The sequence below is a fragment of the Taibaiella koreensis genome (assembly GCF_003545715.1).
GTDB lineage: Bacteria > Bacteroidota > Bacteroidia > Chitinophagales > Chitinophagaceae > Taibaiella > Taibaiella koreensis.
The window spans coordinates 1,103,801-1,122,441 of record NZ_QVNU01000001.1 but is presented as its reverse complement, the minus strand read 5'-3'; the positions used below and the strand labels follow the sequence as shown (position 1 = coordinate 1,122,441).

The following is an 18,641-nucleotide window of genomic DNA, read 5'->3' as shown; positions in this document are numbered from 1 at the left end:
CCCGGCCTGAATGTGGTGAATAGCTAATGTCTTTATTTTACTGCTTTATACCTGCGTTCCAAGGTAGTTCTTTGTACCCTTTTTCATTAAATCTGGTGTAGACTTCGTTAACGTCATATAAAACATCGCTATTAGCGTTCCGCGCGCTCAGGTATGTATCCCATGCCTCTCTGGATCCAAATATTTTTTCGACATTGCTGTCCGGCACAATCACAAAATAAGAATTGTTCATTGCGCTGCTTTGATGCGCACAGTGTCCATAGATAATCCCATTGCTGACATTAATTTCACATACCTGCATTTGAGAAACGTGCAGATCAGTATCAACGCTAACCGGTTTCTTAAAATCCAAGGCCCAGGCCGGCCAGTTTGCAATTGGAGTCCAAAGACGATATGGCTTTATCAACGGTAATACATCAATGTCTTCTGTGTGACTTGTTTTATAAAAATCATCTACTCCTGAATTGCATGACAGCATCACGAAGATTAATAAAATGAAATAGCGCATGGGTAACCAATATTTAATGTTAAACACAGTCCTTGTAACCGAAGGGCATCGCACCTATTCATTGCTGGAAAAAGGACAAGCTACCTTAGTATAGCGCGCATTGAGAGACGGCTCAGCTGTACCCGATGGATATGAGCGGTCTTCTTCACCTAAGTGGTCAGGCTAGCGTTTTTGTTTCAGCATTGTGTTATCAGGGTCTGCTGTAAATTTATGGCAAATCTCAAAATCTCCTAAACAATGGCTTCAAAAAACAAGTGCTACCGGCATTGGATTACAAGTGGTCATCGTTTTTTTTGCCGGAGCACATTGACGCAATAATGCATGCAGCAACGATTTTGATCCACAGAAAAAGCATCATAAATAATCATATTAAGTTTATGATAACTTTTATAAATCATCCACGCAATGGTTAGAAAATCCGCTCCCGGTTATCTTCTGTAACCGACAGTATTTGAAAAAAGTGCTGCTACTTATTTATGGTAAATATTTTCTGATCCGGCAGGCATACAAATCCAGAGGGAAACCCTTAGGAATATAATGATGGTGGATCGACAACTTTGCAATGTGCAATAATAATCCATACTGGCATAGTCGTCAGTGGAAACCTCAACCGCGCCGGGCCACAAGCGATAGACTAGCCGTCAATTCACGCCTAAGGGTTTCCCCTTAGATTAACAGTATTTGATCAATACTTCGGTGTGATGATTAATTTTACACGCAATACAACCAGACGTCATGCTCGTTCTCAACCTGCAAAAAGCCGTGCGCTATATCCGTATCAGCAACCTCTTGCTGTTACTGATACTGCTGTTCAGCATGCCAGCCAGGGGTCAGCAACAATATGTAAAAGATCTGGAACAAAATGTCTATCACCTCAATAACGAGTTTAAATACGACGAATCGATCACAACGATCCGGAATTTCCTGGCAACAGCAAAGAGCAACGACGACCGCTACTATGGGTTCCTTTTTCTCTCGTTCACCTACAGAAGGCTCTTTGATGATCTTGTTGCCTTACGCTACCTGGACACGGCGTTGGCCTATGGCCTGAACACTGCGAGAAGGGATTATTATCAGCATAACATTGCCTGTCAGAAATCGATGATTCTTTTCAACCTTCAGCATTATGAGGCCGCTGACAGCATCATGAAGGTCGTGGCCAATAGCAACTACAAGGACCTAAGCGTGTCTGACCAGGCAAAAATTTTCGTGCAGGAGGGCTATATATCTTTTCGCAACAAAAATTACAGCGCGGCAGAAGAAAAGTACCAGAAAGCCATTAAGCAAATCAAGACTGCCAGTCCCTGTGACCTCCCCCTTATCTATGGCAGGCAGATCCAGCTGTATGCTGCTATGCGCCAACCCGGCAGGATGGATACGTCATTCCGGCTCGCCATTAAAGCAGCCGACGATTGTGAGATAGCCAAATCCAAATTGTTTGCGCATGAAATGATGGTCCAGGCCTATTACGCCATGGGTGATTATAAAAATGCTTACTTGTACCTGAGGAAACTGGAAGCGCTGACGCGTCAATATGATACCAGGGCGCATCTGGAAAAAATGACTGCACTCGACAAAAAATACCAGACAAAAGAAAAGGAAACAAAGCTGCTGCTCCAGGAGAAACAAATTCAAGAAAAGAACTTTTTTATTGTCCTGCTTACGGGATCATTTATTGTTATCATAATACTTGGATTAACCGGTTTTCTGGTGCGGCGCCAACACCGGCTGAAAAGGGAAAAGTTGCTGCACACACAGTTTACGGGACAGCTTTTAAAAAATATAGAGCAAGAGCGTGGTCGCATTGCTGGTGAATTGCATGACGGCATAACCCACGATCTGCTGACGTTAAAAAACACCCTTCAGAACGGCATTGACCCCTCGGAGGAAAAGATAGACAGGATCATCAATGATATCAGGCAAATAAGCAGAAACCTGCACCCGGTTATGCTCGACAAGATAGGCCTGAAGCCAAGTATAGAGAATCTTTGCGAACGATATATGCGGGACGAGCGGCTGTTTGTGATGACGGAAATAGACTATGAAAAACAACTGAGCCCCGGGGGCGAGCTGCAACTCTACCGCATTGTCCAGGAGGCGCTCACCAATATAGAAAAGTATGCCTGTGCGCATGCCGCCAAGATAGCTGTGGCACCACAAGACCATATACTGCTTGTTTCCATAAAAGATAATGGCAAAGGATTTGATGTATCTGAAACGCTATCAAATGGCCATGCCTTTGGCTTGTACAGCATTATAGAGCGAAGCAAGGCACTGGGAGGCGAAGCCAGGATTACCTCGGGCGACAGCGGCACCACTATTCACATTGAAATCCCCATACAACATGGCTAACGTGATTATCGCAGATGACCACCCGTTCACATTGATCGGCACAAAGACTTTTGTTGAGTCGCTTGGGTACCCGGTTATTGATCTTTGTAACAATGGCATTTCGGCCTTCAATAGTATTATGAGTAACCGGCCCGGCATCGCCATCCTTGACATGAGCATGCCCGGTATGAATGGCATAGAGATACTGGAAAAATTGCAACAGCAAAGGTCAGTTACAAAGGTCGTTCTGCTGACGATGCACAAGGAGGTGTCCATCTTTACGCATGCACAAAAACTGGGTGCAAAAGGTTATGTATTAAAAGAGTTTGCGACCCACGAATTGGAAAACTGTCTTATGGCTATTCAAAAAGGGGAATGCTGGTTTAGCCCGGAGCTCACCAGGATGCTGGTCATGGACAATACCGCAACGCCGGAAGATGATAAAATATCCACGCTCACGTTTACCGAAAAAAAGATACTGGAACTGGTAGCGGCACAGTACACCTCCAAAGAAATAGGAAGTTTATTGTTTATCAGTGAGAAAACAGTGGAAACGCATCGAAGGAACATTATTCAGAAACTATCGCTGCCCCAGGAAAAAAATGCACTGCTGCTATGGGCTGTGAATAATTTTGGCACAAAGTGATTTGTATATTTCACAGACCATATTGTATATATGCATCTATCGGCACAGGTAAAGCATACAGGGCCGGCGGGCATACAAAGAGCTATAGCGCAGCTGTTGTCTCACTAATCAAGCTTTTCAATATGCTATAGGTATAGCTGATATGATTTCCGACGCTCGTCTGCATTTTATTGTAGTAACACAATCGATCTCGTCGGGTATTACTACACTTTACGGCGATCGGTGATCGCGATATTAATTTAGTAAGATAAATATCACCGTTACTTAATTTAATATGAAGTACATCAATGCCAACATTTTTAATTCTGAGCAGGATGGATATTATGCGCCGGGGAATGGCATTTATTATCCAGGGTATCTTTCCTGATGCTGCCTTAGTTTATGCAGATACCCATCAACAATGCTTGCAAGTACTGGGCAAACAAAAGGTAGCGCTGATGATCTGCGACGGGAAGATCGGCGAACGGCATAACCTGGACCTGATCCGGCAAGCCCGCTTACTACAGCCCGGCATGAAGACAATGATGTTGTTGGAGGAGAATATGATTGACTGTTGCATCCCGAAAAAGGCACCCATTGATCGTATACAGGAAGCGATCTTAGAAATGATCCCGTCGGCCGGGGCTTTTCCCGGCAATATTTAATTGCTTTTTGAGAGCGTAAAAAAATAAGGTTGGTTGCTATAGCTTGTCAGACAGGCTATCAAAAACAGGGTTATCTGTAAATAATCCATGCGCGCCTACTATAGAATACTATTGAGCTTTCCGAGTTCAGGCATTGAGATAGTACGGAGCTTATTGGCGAAAAAAAAGAGCGTTCCTATTTTTGTCTTCATTTCGCTTATTCCTACCAATAAGGAATTACGGCTCTTTACTTCGGGAAGGAACAAATTGCATACTATTTTCCATTAATAAAATCGTCAGATCCCCCGTCTTTACAATCCAGGAGGATTATAAAGACAAATAAAGATAGTTTCGTTGGTTCATTGGTTAGAGAAAGCAGTCCCCCTGTAATTGGGGGGCTGCTCCACCGCAATCATGACAAACGATAATGAGCCTGGCAGCTACGCCCCGGCGCCTGGCCTGTTTCCATGAAAACCGGGGAATAATCCCCGCATAACGGTAGTGAGCATTTTGCTTGCTGCCGTTTTATAGCGACCGGCTCAATACCAAATAAAAATGAAAACGAATTACAACAAGCTCGCGGGACGGGATACTGCCCGTTTGGTGGCGATCAGTGATGCCGTATTCGGCGTAGCTATGACTTTGCTGGTGCTGGAGATCAAAGTGCCTGAGGTGAAAGGAAGCGAAAAAGATCTGGCGCTGACATTCTTAGCCTTAATGCCAAAGTTCCTGGTTTATTTTCTCAGCTTCCTTACTGCCGGCATCTTTTGGATGGGGCACTCTGCGCAATATAAATTCATAGAAAAGAGCGACAGGAACCTAAACTGGATTAATCTTTTGTTTCTCTTGTTCGTATCCATTTTGCCTTTTACTACTGCTTTCCTGGGAGACTATATCCATTATAAACTTTCGATTGGTATATACTGGCTCAATATTTTCTTGTTGGGATTGATGCTCTATGTGAACTGGCGCTATGCAGAAAGGCACAATTTTATAGAAGCGGAGGATAAGGTTGCTATTTCCAGGGCCATAAAAAAGAGAATCGCCGTTGCGCAAATGCTCTACCTGTCCGGAACATTACTTTGTCTCGTTCATCCTTATCTGGGTATTGCCGTCATCATAGGCATACAGCTTAATTATGCGTTTGCTTTCCTGAATAACCGGAAACCGGTAAATGAATCAGAAAGCGTAGATAATGCTTCTTTATCGTAATTCAAAAGACCAAGGAATTACCCTTCCACAACAAAAAAACGGTCACCAAATGGTCTTGCATAAAATGCAAAAGGCGCACCTGTTACGGTGCGCCCTGCCATTGAACCAATCTATGCTGGTTACTGGTCCGGCATAGATATGTCCATACTAATTTTCCCTGATCACTTTATAGCAATGCAGCGCTGTGCCTTTCCTGACGCGGATGAGATACATAGCCGATGCCAGTTGATCCACATGAATACGGTACGACAGATTGCCGCCTTCTATAGGAACGGCCATCTTCTGTCCCAGTGTGTTCACCAGGTCCACAACCGCCGATTCATAGCCGGCAGGAAGAAGTACCTGCACCACATCTTTCGTAGCGGTGGGGAATACCTTGATCTCTCCGTCACCGTTGCAACTGGTATAAGCCGATTGTACGGCCGTGCTGCTACGCTTGCCATCCCGGTCTACCTGCTGCACGCGGTAATAGCCTAGTCCTTTAAGCGGATGGGCGTCATTTGCTGTGTACTCCCGGGTCTCATGGCTGTTCACAGCACCCGCCACCCGTGCGATCTCTTTGAATAAGCGGCCGTCCGCACTACGTTCTACCTGGAAGTAATCGTTGTTCTGCTCCATTGCAGTGCTCCAGGCGATACGCACAGCACAACCTTCTGCTTTTACCGCAAAGGCGCTGAACTGCACCGGCAGCGGCGTACTGAGGCTGCCGATAGCAATAGCGGTGATATTACCCCCTACCGGTATCGTACCGCTCAGGATGCTGCCTTCCGTATTACCTGTGGCTGTGGCATTGCCGCTCAGGTCGATCCACTGACTGCCATTCCAGCCGGCCAGTCTCAGGTCGGAAGCACTGGCGAAGCCGCCGATATCGGGTATAGATACGGTTACGGCAATACCGTCATCGCTGCCGCTGACAGGTACCCAGTCCCAGAAGCCGGCTTCACTGACGGAGACCAGCGGCGCGGCCACAGTGGTAATACTGTGCGTGCTGCCATCGGATGGGTCGGTAACCGTACCCGGATTACCCGTAAACCATGCTGTACTGATCTCTGCTATGGCGGCAGGTGCCGTAATAGCAAGCGTCCGGATATCGGTAGCGCTGCCTACCGGGAAGATAAAGGCAGTAGTGCCGCTTTTGCTTACATAACCGTCCACATGTTGGGCATCGGTAGTGCCGTTGGTATAGGTTGCACCGGCAGCAAAATGCAGGGCTCCGGTCTGGGCACTACTCCTCACCGTAGTAGTGATACCATTGCTGAACTGCAGGTTGCCGGCTATATTGATGCCCTGGGTGTTGGTAATGGCCATAGTATTACCCGCACCGATGTTGAATTGTGTATTGAAGAACAAAGGTGCTACGGTACCACTAATGGTATTGCTGCCTGCTGCCAGGAAGAGATCTAAGCTGTTGCTGGAAGTCCAGCCGCCGCTGTTTTGCAGCAGGGTATTGCCATGCTCATAAGTGGCATTATTGGACAGACTCACGCTGCCGTCGGCCAGCACCACGGTGCCCCCTGGCGAATAGTCGCTGTTGTAGCCGCCATCGAGCACATAAGGTGCATTACCACCACCATAAGTAGTGTTCTGCGCCTGTGCCGATGCTGCTATAGCAGTGAAGACGGTGAAAATTAAAAGTCGTTTCATGTTAGCTGTTTTTAAATGAATAGATGTGGGTTAAGCCTTACTTACCGGCCACTTTCGAACTGCCTTCGATCTCTTTGATGCCCATCATCTGTTCCATTTGTTTTACACGCTCCATGAGTTGAGCGGTCACAGCTTCGTTACTCTTTAACTTTTGGTTCTCCGCTTTCAGCGTTTTAATTTGTGTATTTTGATCATCTATCTGTGCCTGTTGCTCCTGGATGGCCTTAGTGAGTACAGGAATTAGTTCTGTATAAGAAACAGCCAGGGTTTTATCTGCATCTTTACCTTCAGTTACAACAGAAGGAAGCACTTTCCGGATTTCCTGGGCAATGAACCCGATCTCATGACGGTTGTATACACTTTCACTGATGCTGTTCTTCTTCTCATACTCTACAGGACGCAATGCCATTACCGTAGAAAGGCCGTGCTGTGTATTGCTGATATTGCGTTTCAGACGGGCATCGGAAGTGAGCACCACGCCACCTGCACGTACGTTGGCAGAAGCATTAATATCGCCGGCTACATCTAATTTGTAATTGGGTGTCGCAATACCAAGGCCGAGTGTACCGGCCAGATTCGCATTCACACCATAGTAATTATTCCACCTTCTGTCTGCCCGGCCAAGATTCAAGCCATTCACGCCGGGAACTACATGATCTCCAAAGACCCAGTTCCCCAGTCCGGTTATATCGAAAGTGAAAGAGCTGTCATTAGGAGTAATCATGTCGTATCCCGGCGTCATGTTAGCGTCCACCATATTGGAGTCTCCATTATCCATTAAACGCAACCCACCGTAGGCTCCGAAATCTGCGCTGCGGATATCTAATTGGGCGCTAGGATTATTAGTTCCTATACCCATCTTACCATTAGGTAAGATTCTTACTTTTTCGGTACCATTGGTACGGATCGCCAGAGGCTGCGCATCGGTAGTGCCGATATAATTGGTTGCAGGGCTCGTGCCGGTATTACCGCTAAGTGCCCAACTGGGTGTGGCCGGTGTTGCAGACAATACACCACCGGCAAGGTTCAAACCTGTACCTACGCTCACATTGCCGATATCGCCGGTAGCATTGCGACCCGTGATGGCAGTGGGCGTTCCGCTGCTGCCGGTTACCCTTGCCGTGCCTTCTACATGAAGTGTTTGTTGCGGAAAATTGGTAGCAATACCAATATTTCCGGTACTCTGCACACGCATGCGTTCTGTTGCATTGGTACGAATTATCAGGGGTTGTCCATCGGCAGTACCTATATAATTAATAGTAGGGTTACTGCCTGTATTACCGGCAAGGTCCCAACCTGGTGTGGCCGGTGTTGCAGACAATACACCACCGGTGAGGCTCAGGCCCGTGCCGATACCTACATTGCCGATATCACCGGTAGCATTGCGACCCGTGATGGTAGTGGGTGTGCCGATGCTGCCGGTAATACGCATGGTACCGGAGAGGTTCGCATTCACACCATAGTAATTACTCCACCTTCTGTCTGCCCGGCCAAGATTCAAGCCATTCACGCCGGGAATTACATGATCTCCAAAGACCCAGTTCCCCAGTCCGGCTATATCGAAAGTGAAAGAGCTGTCATTAGGAGTAATCATGTCGTATCCCGGCGTCATGTTAGCGTCCACCATATTGGAGTCTCCATTATCCATTAAACGCAACCCACCGTAGGCTCCAAAATCTGCGCTGCGGATATCTAATTGGGCGCTGGGCGTACTGGTGCCTATGCCTACATTGCCATTGCTTTGAATACGCATCAGCTCTGTGCCATCGCCGTTACTGCCACCTGCAAGAAAGCGGTGGGCTGCACTAGGGTTATTGTCAATATGATAATTTAAAGCTGCAGCACCGATGCCAAAACCGTATGTAGCCGTATCGGTACCGTTGTCCCAAAGGCGGATCTTGGAACCGGTAGTGGATGCAAAAGAAAGTGGGGCACGGGGAGTACCATCACCGATGCCCACTCTTCCGATGGTATCGACACGTACACGCTCTAGAGCATTCGTACGCACGATTAGGGATTGATTGTCTGTAGTACCGATGAAATTGGTTGCAGGATTGGTACCGGCATTACCAACAGTACTCCACACATTGGTGGGGTTGGTTGCGGTCCAGACCGGCGCGGCTGGCGTACCGGTATTGACCTGCAATTGGTTGGCAGTGGTATTGTAGATCATCAAAGCCTTGGCCGGAAGGCTTATAGCATCACGTTGCGCAGTAGTAAGCCGCGGAGGCAATATACCCTTATTGTTACCGGTACCGCCGGTCACTTCCAGCATAGCGCTGCCATCCGGGGCGCCCGTACCTCCTATTTTGGTTTGGGCCTTTGTTTGAAGTGTTGCAGCCAGCATGGCGCCTGACAGCAAGATGTAATACTTCTTCATAAAAAAGAGTTATTTGGTTCAGCCGAAATTGGCAACACAAAGGTGGATCTTTAGCGAAAAGCCATTTGTATCAATACGATAGCATTTTCTGTATTAGGGCACCGGCATTTTGATCTCTTATTGTTACGCACTTTTTTTGTATTATTAATAAAGACAAGGATGTATTAACTTTGACAATAGTCTACGATCCGGCTCTATATCTTTGCCCTAACCAATGCATCAGCTCGTTTACAGAAAAACCATATTCTTGCTTATAGCGCTTTTTGTGGCATTTAAGGCAGATGCGGCTATAGCAGACTATAGTGTAACCCACTATACCAATGAAAATGGCCTGCCGCAAAATAGTGTAAGGGGAATTGAGCTGGATAAAAATGGTTTTCTCTGGATAGCAACAGAAGCCGGTCTTGTCCGTTTCGACGGGCAGCGTTTTAAAGTATATGACCGGAACCATTACCCGGCAATGCGCTCCAACCGCATTTTTACCATATGGCTCAATCTTACCGGAAGGATTTGTTTCCGGGTTGAGTTTGGTCGTACTTCCGGCGACTATACTTTTGACGAACGTGGCCAGATACAACGATATCCCTATCAGCCCTATAGCGGGAAAACCGCGCAATTTAAGAATAACCGTTTCAGGATATGGCAGGACACGGTATTCTACGAAGCCAGGGGAAGAATCCTTTGGAAGACCGGCGTAACCGGGCTCAGGCATCAGGGACTCCACTACTGGGGACAGATGAATGGGAAATGTTACTACCGGAATGACCAGGATGAGATATGGAGCATAGATTCGGTCAGAAATAAAGTGCAGGTCCATATAAAAGGGCTACCCCTCTGCCGGAAATCCGATGTAATCCACGCCGGATCGACTTATGATCTGTACAAACAGAACGACACCTTATATATTAGAGTGGATAAAGGTATTTACCAGATTTGTGAACGTAGCAAGGGGGAGCTGGAAGCGCTATTGGTATTGAAGACAGACATCCCTGATATACACATTTATCGCTATTATCCGCAATTAAACCTGCAGCTGATCGGGACATTTACCCACGGTCTTTACCTGATCCGCAATAAACAATTTACAACCTGCAAACATCTTAATGGCTTTGGTAATTATTATCCCCAAGTGCCCTTTGGGGATTCGGGGGTATTAACAGACAGGGGCATTGTGTATCCCACATCATCACGTTTTGATTATCCTTTTAAAAATCCTATTACCTACCGCGGGATGCTTCTGGATCGCGCCGGGAACTACTGGATAAACAGGACGCTTCTTGATAGTTTCCAGATTGTAAAGCTCGACAGCAAGCTTCATGTAGTAAAAAGCCTGTCTTCGGCTTATACGGCTGGTTGCTTCAGGGAGATGCCCGATGGCCGCATATGGATGACCTCCTTTCAAGGTAAGCATCTGGGCTATATAGACAAGGATTCTCTAATGTGGTTGCCTCGCTTATGGGGAGAAAAATTAGTACAGACCTTCTTGCCGCAAGACAATGAAACATTCTGGCTCGGCGGGGTAAACATCCTGGCAAAGCTGAGTCTGAAAACCAGGCAGCTATTGCATTACAAGAGCCTCGAAAATTTTACTATAGAAACGCTTTACCTCGACAAGTACAAGGTACTGTGGATAGGTACGACGGGTAACGGCTTCTTTGCGCTAAAACAGGATAGCATATACAAGCTGCCTTTGGATAAAAATGCGGGGCTAAAAGATGTTCATACTTTTATGGAAGATAAAAGTGGTTTTATATGGATGAGTACGAACAATGGTTTATTCCGATGTAAAAAGAATGATCTTGACCAATTTATTGCAGGTAAGACGCAAGAGGTATACTACCAATGTTTCAAAAAAGACTCGGGATTTAATACCAATGAATTTAATGGTAGCTGCACGCCTTCAGGCATCAGTTTAGGGAATGGGAAGTTCTCTTTACCATCTCTTGACGGCCTGGTGCAGTATTATCCCGACAGTATTAAGGAGGGTTTACCGGACAACAAAATATTTATCGACAAGTTCCTGGTCGATGGCAAAGAACAGGACATAAGCCGCGACCTGTCCCTGCCCCCTTCTTTCCAGCACATTGAAATTGAAGTGGTTTCCCCTTTTTTCGGTTTAGCAGACAATCAACAACTGGAGTATAATGTAAAAGGGCTGGATCATAACTGGTACCCGGTGAACAATGAAAATAAAATTGTACTGAACCAATTCCCGTATGGTGACTACAAATTGCAGATCAGAAAGCAGGCAGGCTTCGGACTCAATAGCTTTATCGCCACATCGCTACACTTTAATGTCACACCTTTTTTCTACCAGACCTGGTATTTTAAACTTGGCCTGATCCTTTTGGCAGGCTTGCTTGTTTTTCTTTTTGTAAAAATCCGCTACGCTTACCTGATGAAACGCAACAGAGCACTCGAAGAGGTAGTTGCCCAACGCACTGCTCATCTGGATAACGCCAACAGGCTTAAAGAAAAGATGCTGATGATGGTAGGACACGACCTGCAATCGCCCTTGCACTTTCTGGGTCATTTGTCAAAAATAAATGCTGAGGCCGTCACGTTGAAGCACCAGGAGCGAATAGAAGAGGTGAGCCGGCATATCGACAGTACCACAAAGAAAATAACCACCTTTATTGAAGAGTTCAGCCTTTGGGCGCGTGTCCAGGATGAAACCTTCAACCTCAGAAAAACTGAATTCCGGATATCTACCCTTATAGCTGATCTGCAACAATTTTCAAAAGACATCTTACAGTTCCACGGCAATACGCTTGAATGTAACATAGACCATGATTACGCCCTGCATACCAATATGGAATTATTGAAAGCAGTGCTGCGCAATCTTATAGACAATGCTAACAAGCATACCAAAAATGGCCTTATCAGCGTAAACTGCACCAATAGGAATAATACCTGTGTCATCACAATAGCGGATAACGGCGAGGGAATTTCAGCAAACGGGTTGCAGAGCATCAATGACCTGATCTATAAAGCCAAGCATACTACCCTGATTGAGCCGGCCAATGGAAGGCTCGGCTACCAGTTTATTGCCGACTTTGCCAACCGGTTGCAGGCCGACATAAACATTTCCAGTGAAAGGGGTAAGGGCACTACCGTTTGCATAAGCGGGATAACTATTGGCGCCGTTCCGCATCATCAGGAGCAATAGCTTACTTTAAGCCGTGTGCAGCAGCCAGCTCTATCAATTCTCTGCGCTGCTTGATATTCAACTTTTCATAAATGCGCTGTTTCATGGTATTGACAGTACCATATTGTATGTTCAGCATTTCACTTATTTCCCTTTGGGAAAAATCCTGTATAATATACATAGCTACCTGAAACTCCCTGGAGCTAAGCCTCTCTATAGGGTTCGCTGTTTTTTCACCCAGCACATTCTGAACCAGTGCATCGGCAAGCTTGCTGCTCACATACTTTTTGCCAGCCATAACGGTGTCAATCGCTTGCCTGATTTCTTCCTTGGATGCATCTTTTTTTAAATACCCTTTTGCTCCCAGTTCAATCGCACGCGTACCAAAAAAGGCTTCGTCATTCACCGATAAGATCAACACTTTTGTTTGAGAATGAACATTCCTAAGCTGTTGTAACAGCGCGTTACTATCGGTATCCGGCATTACCATATCCAACAGGAGCAGGTCATAGTTGTTATGCTTCATCCGGCTTAACACACTCTCCCCATCAAAAGCTTCATCAATAATATACCCGGGAAAGGCATCTCCAAGCATTATACGCAATCCGAAACGGACGATCTCGTGATCATCTGCAAGCAAGATTCTTTTCATTGAAAGGGGGCGTTTGGCTAAGCAAAGATATTGATCAAAAACGGGTACAATGGTTTTTTCGCAAAATATAGTTAGGCAGCGCACCAACGCGTGACCATATTCCTATGACTGCACAGGTGGATGTTTGCCATTGAAGGTCCGCTACAACCAAGATTTTCTGAAGAGAAGAGATGGGGAAAGTTGTCTTTGCTTGTTACTTCGGGATCATCCGTATCGTTCTTAACCACCTTTCAACCAATTGCTCCCAGTCAGCTATAGGGAGTTCGGTCCAATCCGGAATTTTTTGTGCCGATTCATTCAGTCCGAATGCGTGTCCGCCTTCCGCATATATATGGTATTCGGCAAGAACACCCGCCTTCTTTAACGCAATATAATAAACCAATGAATTTTGAATGCTATCAACCGGATCATTACCTGCCTGCAATATAAACATAGGCGGCGTATGGCTGTCAACCGGCAGTGTCCTGTTCAATTCATAGGGCTTACTGGTATGAAAAGTCATATGACCCGGGTACATCACAATTCCGAAATCTGGTCTGCAATCCATCGCGTCTATCTCATCGGTTACCGCATAAGCCCGCTTCCTGTAATTGGTACCGACGTCGGCAACTAAATGCCCGCCCGCAGAAAATCCCATCACGCCTATTTTATTGGGGTCAATATGCCATTCTTTGGCCCGTGCCCGTACCAACCCCATTGCCCTTTGTGCATCCTGCAAAGCCAGGGGCTTTACAGGGTCTTTCTCACAATGGCAATCTTTATCGTAATGCGGTCCCGAAGCCGGCACTCTGTATTTCAACAGTATACCGGTTACGCCTATCGACGCCAGCCATTTGCATATTTCCGATCCTTCGAGATCAATGGCAAGCTTATTGTATCCGCCACCGGGAAATACAATGACTGCCACTGCCGTATTTTTTCCTTTAGGAGAAAATACGGTGATCGTCGGATGGGAAACATTGCTAACCATTCCATCATTGTAGGTTTCCGTGCCTTTTATCAATCCGGAATCAGGAACGGATTTTGACCAGATAGGTATTTCTTTGCCTGCGACGAAAGGAATGGCTGTTTTAGGTTGGCGGCTTTCATTTTCCCGCGTTTGTGTATGCGGCTCCTTCTGCTTGCAGGAAAGCACAGGGATGCCAATCAGTGACACCAATGCAATGCATCGTAGTGTGGCTTTACTTTTCAATGGTTCCATTCGATATGAAGATGAAGATAGCCAATTATTTATTATGAATTTGAACACTATGAACAACCGCGTCATAATCTATTGGGAAGCCTCTTGACCACTAATGCCGCAATGTTTACCTGTATTATTCGGGAAGTCATACTAAATCCATAATGACCATTCACGCAAAATCATATCGCATTTTCCAAAGATTATATCTTTTAAGATCATAATTTTAGGTATTATACCATATACCGCACCAATACTCCTCTAAAAATGAAACGTAAATATCACATCATTATATTGCTGGCAACCTGTCTCCAATATTCCGCTTGCGGACAAGTTACGTCCTCCAGCCCACCTGCGCAGGATAGCGTTCGCACAAGCACCATAGTGGAACCGGAAGGCTACATTAACGATTTTGAATCGCTGTTTTCAGAAGTAGAAGCCGTAGAACTAGACAGCCTTATTGTAGACTTCCAGCAACGTACCACCAACCAAATAGCTATAGCAACTTTGGGGCCATCTCAATGTAGTAAAGAGGATTTTGAAGATTACTCACTACGACTGGCAAACACCTGGGGTGTGGGACAGAAAGAAAAAAATAACGGCATCTTAATTGCGATTTCCAAAGCGTTCCGGCAAATACGGATCCATAATGGGAAAGGGATAGAAACCATATTAAGTGGTGAAGAAACCAGGCAAATCGTTGATGATTATTTTATTCCTGAATTCAAAGAAGGGAATTATTTTGAAGGAACAAAAAAAGGGCTTCTTGCCCTGATAAAACGATTGGAAGAAAAGCAAAATAAACAGTAGACAGTACATTTTTGAAAATAATACAAAGTGACTATCCCGGCATAGCAAACGAAGCCCGCCGGTCCTTGAACCCGTCTGGGGATCGCTATAAAATGGCGCCCCGATGCGCACAACGACTACCGCCGGAGCAGACCTGAGCAGCGCTTTTGAACAGCTCGCTCCGGCTACTTTTATCTCGATCATGATTAGCTCACGCACGCGGCGCCCGCTCCTGCTCTGCCAGGTCTTTAATGCTATCTTTTCTTTTCATTACCAGCCTGCACTTACGTAAAAATGTCCCAATGTTCCCCACTTCCGTGCCAGTCGCGGGCCGTGAACCATCCTAATTTTGTGTAATAATAAAAACGATAGCAATGTCAAAAACAATTTTTATTACCGGGGCTTCACGTGGCTTTGGTAAATTATGGGCCGGGGCATTATTGCAAAGAGGCGACAAAGTAGTAGCGACTGCACGCAATTTGAGCGCACTGGACGACCTGGTAGCCCAATATGGCGACAACATCTTGCCGCTACAGCTCGACGTTAACGACAGGTCGGCCGGCTTTGCGGCAATAGCCAAAGCAAAAGAACATTTTGGAAGCATTGATGTGCTCATCAATAATGCAGGCTATGGCCTGTTTGGTACTATAGAAGAAGCCACAGAAAAAGATGCGCGCGATCAAATGGAAACAAATTTCTTTGGTCTGCTATGGCTGTCACAGGCAGTATTGCCCATTATGCGTGCACAGGGACACGGTCATATTATCCAGCTTTCAAGCGTATTGGGGTTGATCAGCAGACCGGTGCTGGGCTTGTATGCTGCTTCTAAATTTGCCGTGGAAGGCCTGAGCGAGTCGCTTGCTGCCGAAGTAAAAGGCTTTGGTATCAAGGTTTCCCTTATCGAGCCGGCCGGTTTCGATACGGAATGGGGCGGCTCTTCTGCAACGCGTACCGCTGCTATTGCCGCCTACGATGAAGTGAAAGCCAGTTACGAGGCAGGAATACCGCCCGATTTCAGGGGAGTAGCCGGCGGCACCATCGCAGCGCTGCTGAAGCTGATTGACAGCGAAAACCCTCCGTTGCGCTTATTGCTGGGTAAGTATGCCCATCTGCTGGTTAAAAGGGAGTATGAAAACCGGAATGCCGTGTGGGACGGCTGGCTGGAAACAACATTGGCAGCGCAAGGCAAATAATCCCTTATATTGTACCTATGACCGGCGTCCCGATCAGGCTGCTGTTCATGTTTAATTCTTAAGTTATGCAGCATTTTAAAAGTCTGGCCGACCTCCACCGCATTAATGGCCTGCCCATGCCGGAGCATCCGCTGTTCAGCGTTTACAGATGCCCTAAGACAACCACACTGGGTGAAAATCCCTTTACCGCTGATGTTTACATCATCGGGTTTAAAAAGCTGGAATCCGGGGTCATTATGTATGGACGTACCCAATACGACCACGAAAACGGCTGTATGCTATTTGCCCGGCCAAGGCAGATCATGGCGTTCAAAAACCTGGAATACCATGAAGATTCATTTATTATCTTCATCCATGAGGATTTTTTAAACGGCCACTTCCTGCATCAAGAGATCAACAAATATGCCTTTTTCGATTACGAGACAAACGAGGCCCTGCATCTTTCGCCCCGCGAGGAGCAAATCATGTGGGACCTTTTTTTTAAGATAGATGCGGAGTACCGGACTAACAACGACGAGTACAGCCGTAACATTATGCTGTCGCATGTTGATGCCATGTTGCGGTATTCACAGCGCTTTTATAAGCGACAGTTTATAGGCCGTACCCAGCTGTCCGGCATCACCGTATCAAAGTTTAATGAGGCGCTGGCTGCTTACTTCAAGACCGGGTTTGCCGAAGGCTTACCCAATGTAACGATATTGGCTGCGCAGCTCCATTTGTCCCCCCGTTACCTTAGCGACCTGCTGAAACAGGAAACCGGCAAAACCGCTATCGAGTTAATCCATATTTTTTTAATTAAAGAAGCCAAGAATCGCCTCAGAAGCGACGTTCAGCGCGTATCAGAAATCGCTTATGAACTTGGTTTTGACGATCCATCCTACTTTTCAAGGCTTTTTAAAAAAGAAACGGGGGTAACGCCTAACCAGTTTAAGAAGCGTTTGCTTAATTAATATTAAAAGACATGAAAACATCACAAATAGCCAGGGAAGTAACCCAACTCATTCGTGAGAGACAAAACAGGCAGGCAAAAGATACCTTCTATTCAAATAACATCGTCAGCATAGAAGCGAATGGTGATAAACGGGAAGGCATAGAAGCCCTGTACCAAAAAAGCATTGATTGGGCCACCCAGGTCCTGGAAGTGCATTCCGTTTCGGTTTCCGATCCACAAGTAGCGGCAGATCACTTCTCCTTAAATATCAAAATGGACATTAGCTATAAAAATGGTTACAGAGCCGTTATGGACGAGATTGCGGTATACGAGGTGAACGATGGCAAAATCGTTCTGGAACAATTTTTCTACAGGCCCTAAAAGCGTATCGTGTATAAAAAGGACCTATAGGTGTACCGATCGGGCGACAACGAAATATTATGGCAACGCAAAGGACTTTCGTTGTTATCTTACTCACCGCGCCACAGCATACGACCCCGTCCCCTATCTACAGCCACCGGCGATCTTATACGCACAACGCCTTCCGCCATCCAGCACATGCTCGGTACGCCGCACATCGGCTTGCAACACGTCGCGGAATATCTGGATCTCGTTGCTGCAAAAATGCTGGCAAGCCGCCGCCGCTGCACATATGGGGCAATGATCTTCTATTAGCAGGTAACCGTCGCCCTCTTTTTCATAACGCGCCATATAGCCTTCTTTATCCCGCATCTCGGTTAATGCTTTTACCCTGCTTTCAAGATCGGGCAAACTATCCAATGCAGCCTTATAGCGCAACCTGGCATCCTGGGCGGTGGATGCTATTACCGCATGGATACCTTCTTCGCCAAACAGCGCCTTGATCTTCTCAATCAGCTTGACGGCAGTCTCTGCATGTGCATCGGGAAAAAGGGCATGCCCCGCTTCGGTAAGCGTCCATACCTGTTTGGGGCGGCCACGTCCTGCAATTACCTCCGAGGAGACTACATACCCCTCTCTGGCCAGCCTGATCAGGTTAAACCGCGCCCCTTCGTTGGTTACTGACATTTCTTTGGCCAGCTGCGTCAATAGCAGTGCACCTTTTCGCTTTAAAATGCCGAGGGCCTTTTCATGCTCTACAATTGAATTCATCTGATGACAAAATTAAGCAACACGATGTGCTTTTGATTATTGGCTATACATCTATCTATGCTCTTTGGGCAAATATTGTTTCGTATTACAAGCGAGACTTTATCCCATAGCTCCTCTATAATGGCTCGCTGATTTTTCTTTTTAATGCAAATATACAAAGTGTTTATTTTGTAAAATAGATTTTGCCTGTAGCTTTGCCGGCAGAAACAATTGTTCGTCCATTGCCCTTCTTCAATAGAGCCTTTCGGACAGACACCTGCAGCATTATTTAAA

At 46.2% G+C, this 18,641-nt stretch carries 16 protein-coding genes; 10 read left to right on the top strand and 6 right to left on the bottom strand.

Annotation, left to right across the window (positions count from 1 at the left end; genetic code table 11):
- Positions 1–37 precede the first annotated feature (37 nt).
- On the bottom strand, positions 38–508 hold the full coding sequence (locus DZK30_RS04970; protein ID WP_162902844.1) for a hypothetical protein: 471 nt from the start codon (positions 506–508) through the stop codon (positions 38–40).
- 735 nt (positions 509–1,243) lie between these two features.
- On the opposite strand from DZK30_RS04970, the gene DZK30_RS04965 reads away from it, so the two are divergent.
- The 4 genes from DZK30_RS04965 to DZK30_RS04950 all read left to right on the top strand — a co-directional run bounded on the left by DZK30_RS04965 (position 1,244) and on the right by DZK30_RS04950 (position 5,320).
- Positions 1,244–2,860: a tetratricopeptide repeat-containing sensor histidine kinase gene (locus DZK30_RS04965; RefSeq protein ID WP_118972960.1), complete on the top strand. Its 1,617-nt coding sequence runs from the start codon at positions 1,244–1,246 to the stop codon at positions 2,858–2,860.
- Positions 2,853–3,485, top strand: coding sequence for a response regulator (locus DZK30_RS04960; RefSeq protein WP_118972959.1), 633 nt, complete (start codon positions 2,853–2,855; stop codon positions 3,483–3,485). The genes DZK30_RS04965 and DZK30_RS04960 overlap by 8 nt, the downstream gene beginning before the upstream one ends.
- A gap of 335 nt (positions 3,486–3,820) precedes the next feature.
- A complete protein-coding gene (locus tag DZK30_RS04955) occupies positions 3,821–4,129 on the top strand; it encodes a response regulator (protein WP_205529361.1) in 309 nt (102 codons plus the stop codon).
- A gap of 534 nt (positions 4,130–4,663) precedes the next feature.
- On the top strand, positions 4,664–5,320 hold the full coding sequence (locus tag DZK30_RS04950) for a TMEM175 family protein (RefSeq protein ID WP_118972957.1): 657 nt from the start codon (positions 4,664–4,666) through the stop codon (positions 5,318–5,320).
- 147 nt (positions 5,321–5,467) lie between these two features.
- Here the strand turns inward: DZK30_RS04950 and DZK30_RS04945 are convergent, their stop codons facing one another.
- On the bottom strand, positions 5,468–6,964 hold the full coding sequence (locus tag DZK30_RS04945) for a T9SS type A sorting domain-containing protein (RefSeq protein WP_118972956.1): 1,497 nt from the start codon (positions 6,962–6,964) through the stop codon (positions 5,468–5,470).
- A gap of 37 nt (positions 6,965–7,001) precedes the next feature.
- Positions 7,002–9,344 carry a tail fiber domain-containing protein gene (locus DZK30_RS04940; protein WP_118972955.1) on the bottom strand — a complete coding sequence of 781 codons (2,343 nt, stop codon included), beginning with the start codon at positions 9,342–9,344 and terminating at the stop codon, positions 7,002–7,004.
- Positions 9,345–9,591: 247 nt separating this feature from the next.
- On the opposite strand from DZK30_RS04940, the gene DZK30_RS04935 reads away from it, so the two are divergent.
- Entirely contained in the window at positions 9,592–12,513 is a 2,922-nt protein-coding gene (locus tag DZK30_RS04935; protein WP_162902842.1) for a ligand-binding sensor domain-containing protein, read from the top strand.
- 1 nt (position 12,514) lies between these two features.
- Here the strand turns inward: DZK30_RS04935 and DZK30_RS04930 are convergent, their stop codons facing one another.
- Both DZK30_RS04930 and DZK30_RS04925 read right to left on the bottom strand, forming a co-directional pair.
- Positions 12,515–13,144 carry a response regulator gene (locus DZK30_RS04930; protein ID WP_118972953.1) on the bottom strand — a complete coding sequence of 210 codons (630 nt, stop codon included), beginning with the start codon at positions 13,142–13,144 and terminating at the stop codon, positions 12,515–12,517.
- Positions 13,145–13,337: 193 nt separating this feature from the next.
- On the bottom strand, positions 13,338–14,411 hold the full coding sequence (locus DZK30_RS04925; protein WP_205529360.1) for an alpha/beta hydrolase: 1,074 nt from the start codon (positions 14,409–14,411) through the stop codon (positions 13,338–13,340).
- A gap of 180 nt (positions 14,412–14,591) precedes the next feature.
- On the opposite strand from DZK30_RS04925, the gene DZK30_RS04920 reads away from it, so the two are divergent.
- The 5 genes from DZK30_RS04920 to DZK30_RS04905 all read left to right on the top strand — a co-directional run bounded on the left by DZK30_RS04920 (position 14,592) and on the right by DZK30_RS04905 (position 17,618).
- Positions 14,592–15,134, top strand: a complete 543-nt coding sequence (locus tag DZK30_RS04920) for a TPM domain-containing protein (RefSeq protein ID WP_118972951.1) — start codon at positions 14,592–14,594, stop codon at positions 15,132–15,134.
- A 103-nt stretch (positions 15,135–15,237) separates the two neighbouring features.
- Positions 15,238–15,405 carry a hypothetical protein gene (locus DZK30_RS25660; protein ID WP_162902841.1) on the top strand — a complete coding sequence of 56 codons (168 nt, stop codon included), beginning with the start codon at positions 15,238–15,240 and terminating at the stop codon, positions 15,403–15,405.
- Positions 15,406–15,487: 82 nt separating this feature from the next.
- On the top strand, positions 15,488–16,306 hold the full coding sequence (locus DZK30_RS04915; protein ID WP_118972950.1) for an SDR family NAD(P)-dependent oxidoreductase: 819 nt from the start codon (positions 15,488–15,490) through the stop codon (positions 16,304–16,306).
- Between the two features lie 65 nt (positions 16,307–16,371).
- Positions 16,372–17,256, top strand: a complete 885-nt coding sequence (locus DZK30_RS04910) for a helix-turn-helix domain-containing protein (protein ID WP_118972949.1) — start codon at positions 16,372–16,374, stop codon at positions 17,254–17,256.
- 11 nt (positions 17,257–17,267) lie between these two features.
- Positions 17,268–17,618 carry a SnoaL-like domain-containing protein gene (locus DZK30_RS04905; RefSeq protein ID WP_118972948.1) on the top strand — a complete coding sequence of 117 codons (351 nt, stop codon included), beginning with the start codon at positions 17,268–17,270 and terminating at the stop codon, positions 17,616–17,618.
- Between the two features lie 123 nt (positions 17,619–17,741).
- On the opposite strand, the gene DZK30_RS04900 is transcribed toward DZK30_RS04905, so the two are convergent.
- Positions 17,742–18,368: a helix-turn-helix transcriptional regulator gene (locus tag DZK30_RS04900; RefSeq protein ID WP_118972947.1), complete on the bottom strand. Its 627-nt coding sequence runs from the start codon at positions 18,366–18,368 to the stop codon at positions 17,742–17,744.
- Positions 18,369–18,641: the final 273 nt, after the last annotated feature.

What these genes read in the sequence shown, in the direction of transcription:
- DZK30_RS04970 (WP_162902844.1), bottom strand. Translation starts at nt 508, where the DNA reads ATGCGCTATTTCATTTTATTAATCTTCGTGATGCTGTCATGCAATTCA.
- DZK30_RS04965 (WP_118972960.1), top strand. Translation starts at nt 1,244, where the DNA reads ATGCTCGTTCTCAACCTGCAAAAAGCCGTGCGCTATATCCGTATCAGC.
- DZK30_RS04960 (WP_118972959.1), top strand. Translation starts at nt 2,853, where the DNA reads ATGGCTAACGTGATTATCGCAGATGACCACCCGTTCACATTGATCGGC.
- DZK30_RS04955 (WP_205529361.1), top strand. Translation starts at nt 3,821, where the DNA reads ATGGCATTTATTATCCAGGGTATCTTTCCTGATGCTGCCTTAGTTTAT.
- DZK30_RS04950 (WP_118972957.1), top strand. Translation starts at nt 4,664, where the DNA reads ATGAAAACGAATTACAACAAGCTCGCGGGACGGGATACTGCCCGTTTG.
- DZK30_RS04945 (WP_118972956.1), bottom strand. Translation starts at nt 6,964, where the DNA reads ATGAAACGACTTTTAATTTTCACCGTCTTCACTGCTATAGCAGCATCG.
- DZK30_RS04940 (WP_118972955.1), bottom strand. Translation starts at nt 9,344, where the DNA reads ATGAAGAAGTATTACATCTTGCTGTCAGGCGCCATGCTGGCTGCAACA.
- DZK30_RS04930 (WP_118972953.1), bottom strand. Translation starts at nt 13,144, where the DNA reads ATGAAAAGAATCTTGCTTGCAGATGATCACGAGATCGTCCGTTTCGGA.
- DZK30_RS04925 (WP_205529360.1), bottom strand. Translation starts at nt 14,411, where the DNA reads ATGACGCGGTTGTTCATAGTGTTCAAATTCATAATAAATAATTGGCTA.
- DZK30_RS04920 (WP_118972951.1), top strand. Translation starts at nt 14,592, where the DNA reads ATGAAACGTAAATATCACATCATTATATTGCTGGCAACCTGTCTCCAA.
- DZK30_RS25660 (WP_162902841.1), top strand. Translation starts at nt 15,238, where the DNA reads ATGCGCACAACGACTACCGCCGGAGCAGACCTGAGCAGCGCTTTTGAA.
- DZK30_RS04915 (WP_118972950.1), top strand. Translation starts at nt 15,488, where the DNA reads ATGTCAAAAACAATTTTTATTACCGGGGCTTCACGTGGCTTTGGTAAA.
- DZK30_RS04910 (WP_118972949.1), top strand. Translation starts at nt 16,372, where the DNA reads ATGCAGCATTTTAAAAGTCTGGCCGACCTCCACCGCATTAATGGCCTG.
- DZK30_RS04905 (WP_118972948.1), top strand. Translation starts at nt 17,268, where the DNA reads ATGAAAACATCACAAATAGCCAGGGAAGTAACCCAACTCATTCGTGAG.
- DZK30_RS04900 (WP_118972947.1), bottom strand. Translation starts at nt 18,368, where the DNA reads ATGAATTCAATTGTAGAGCATGAAAAGGCCCTCGGCATTTTAAAGCGA.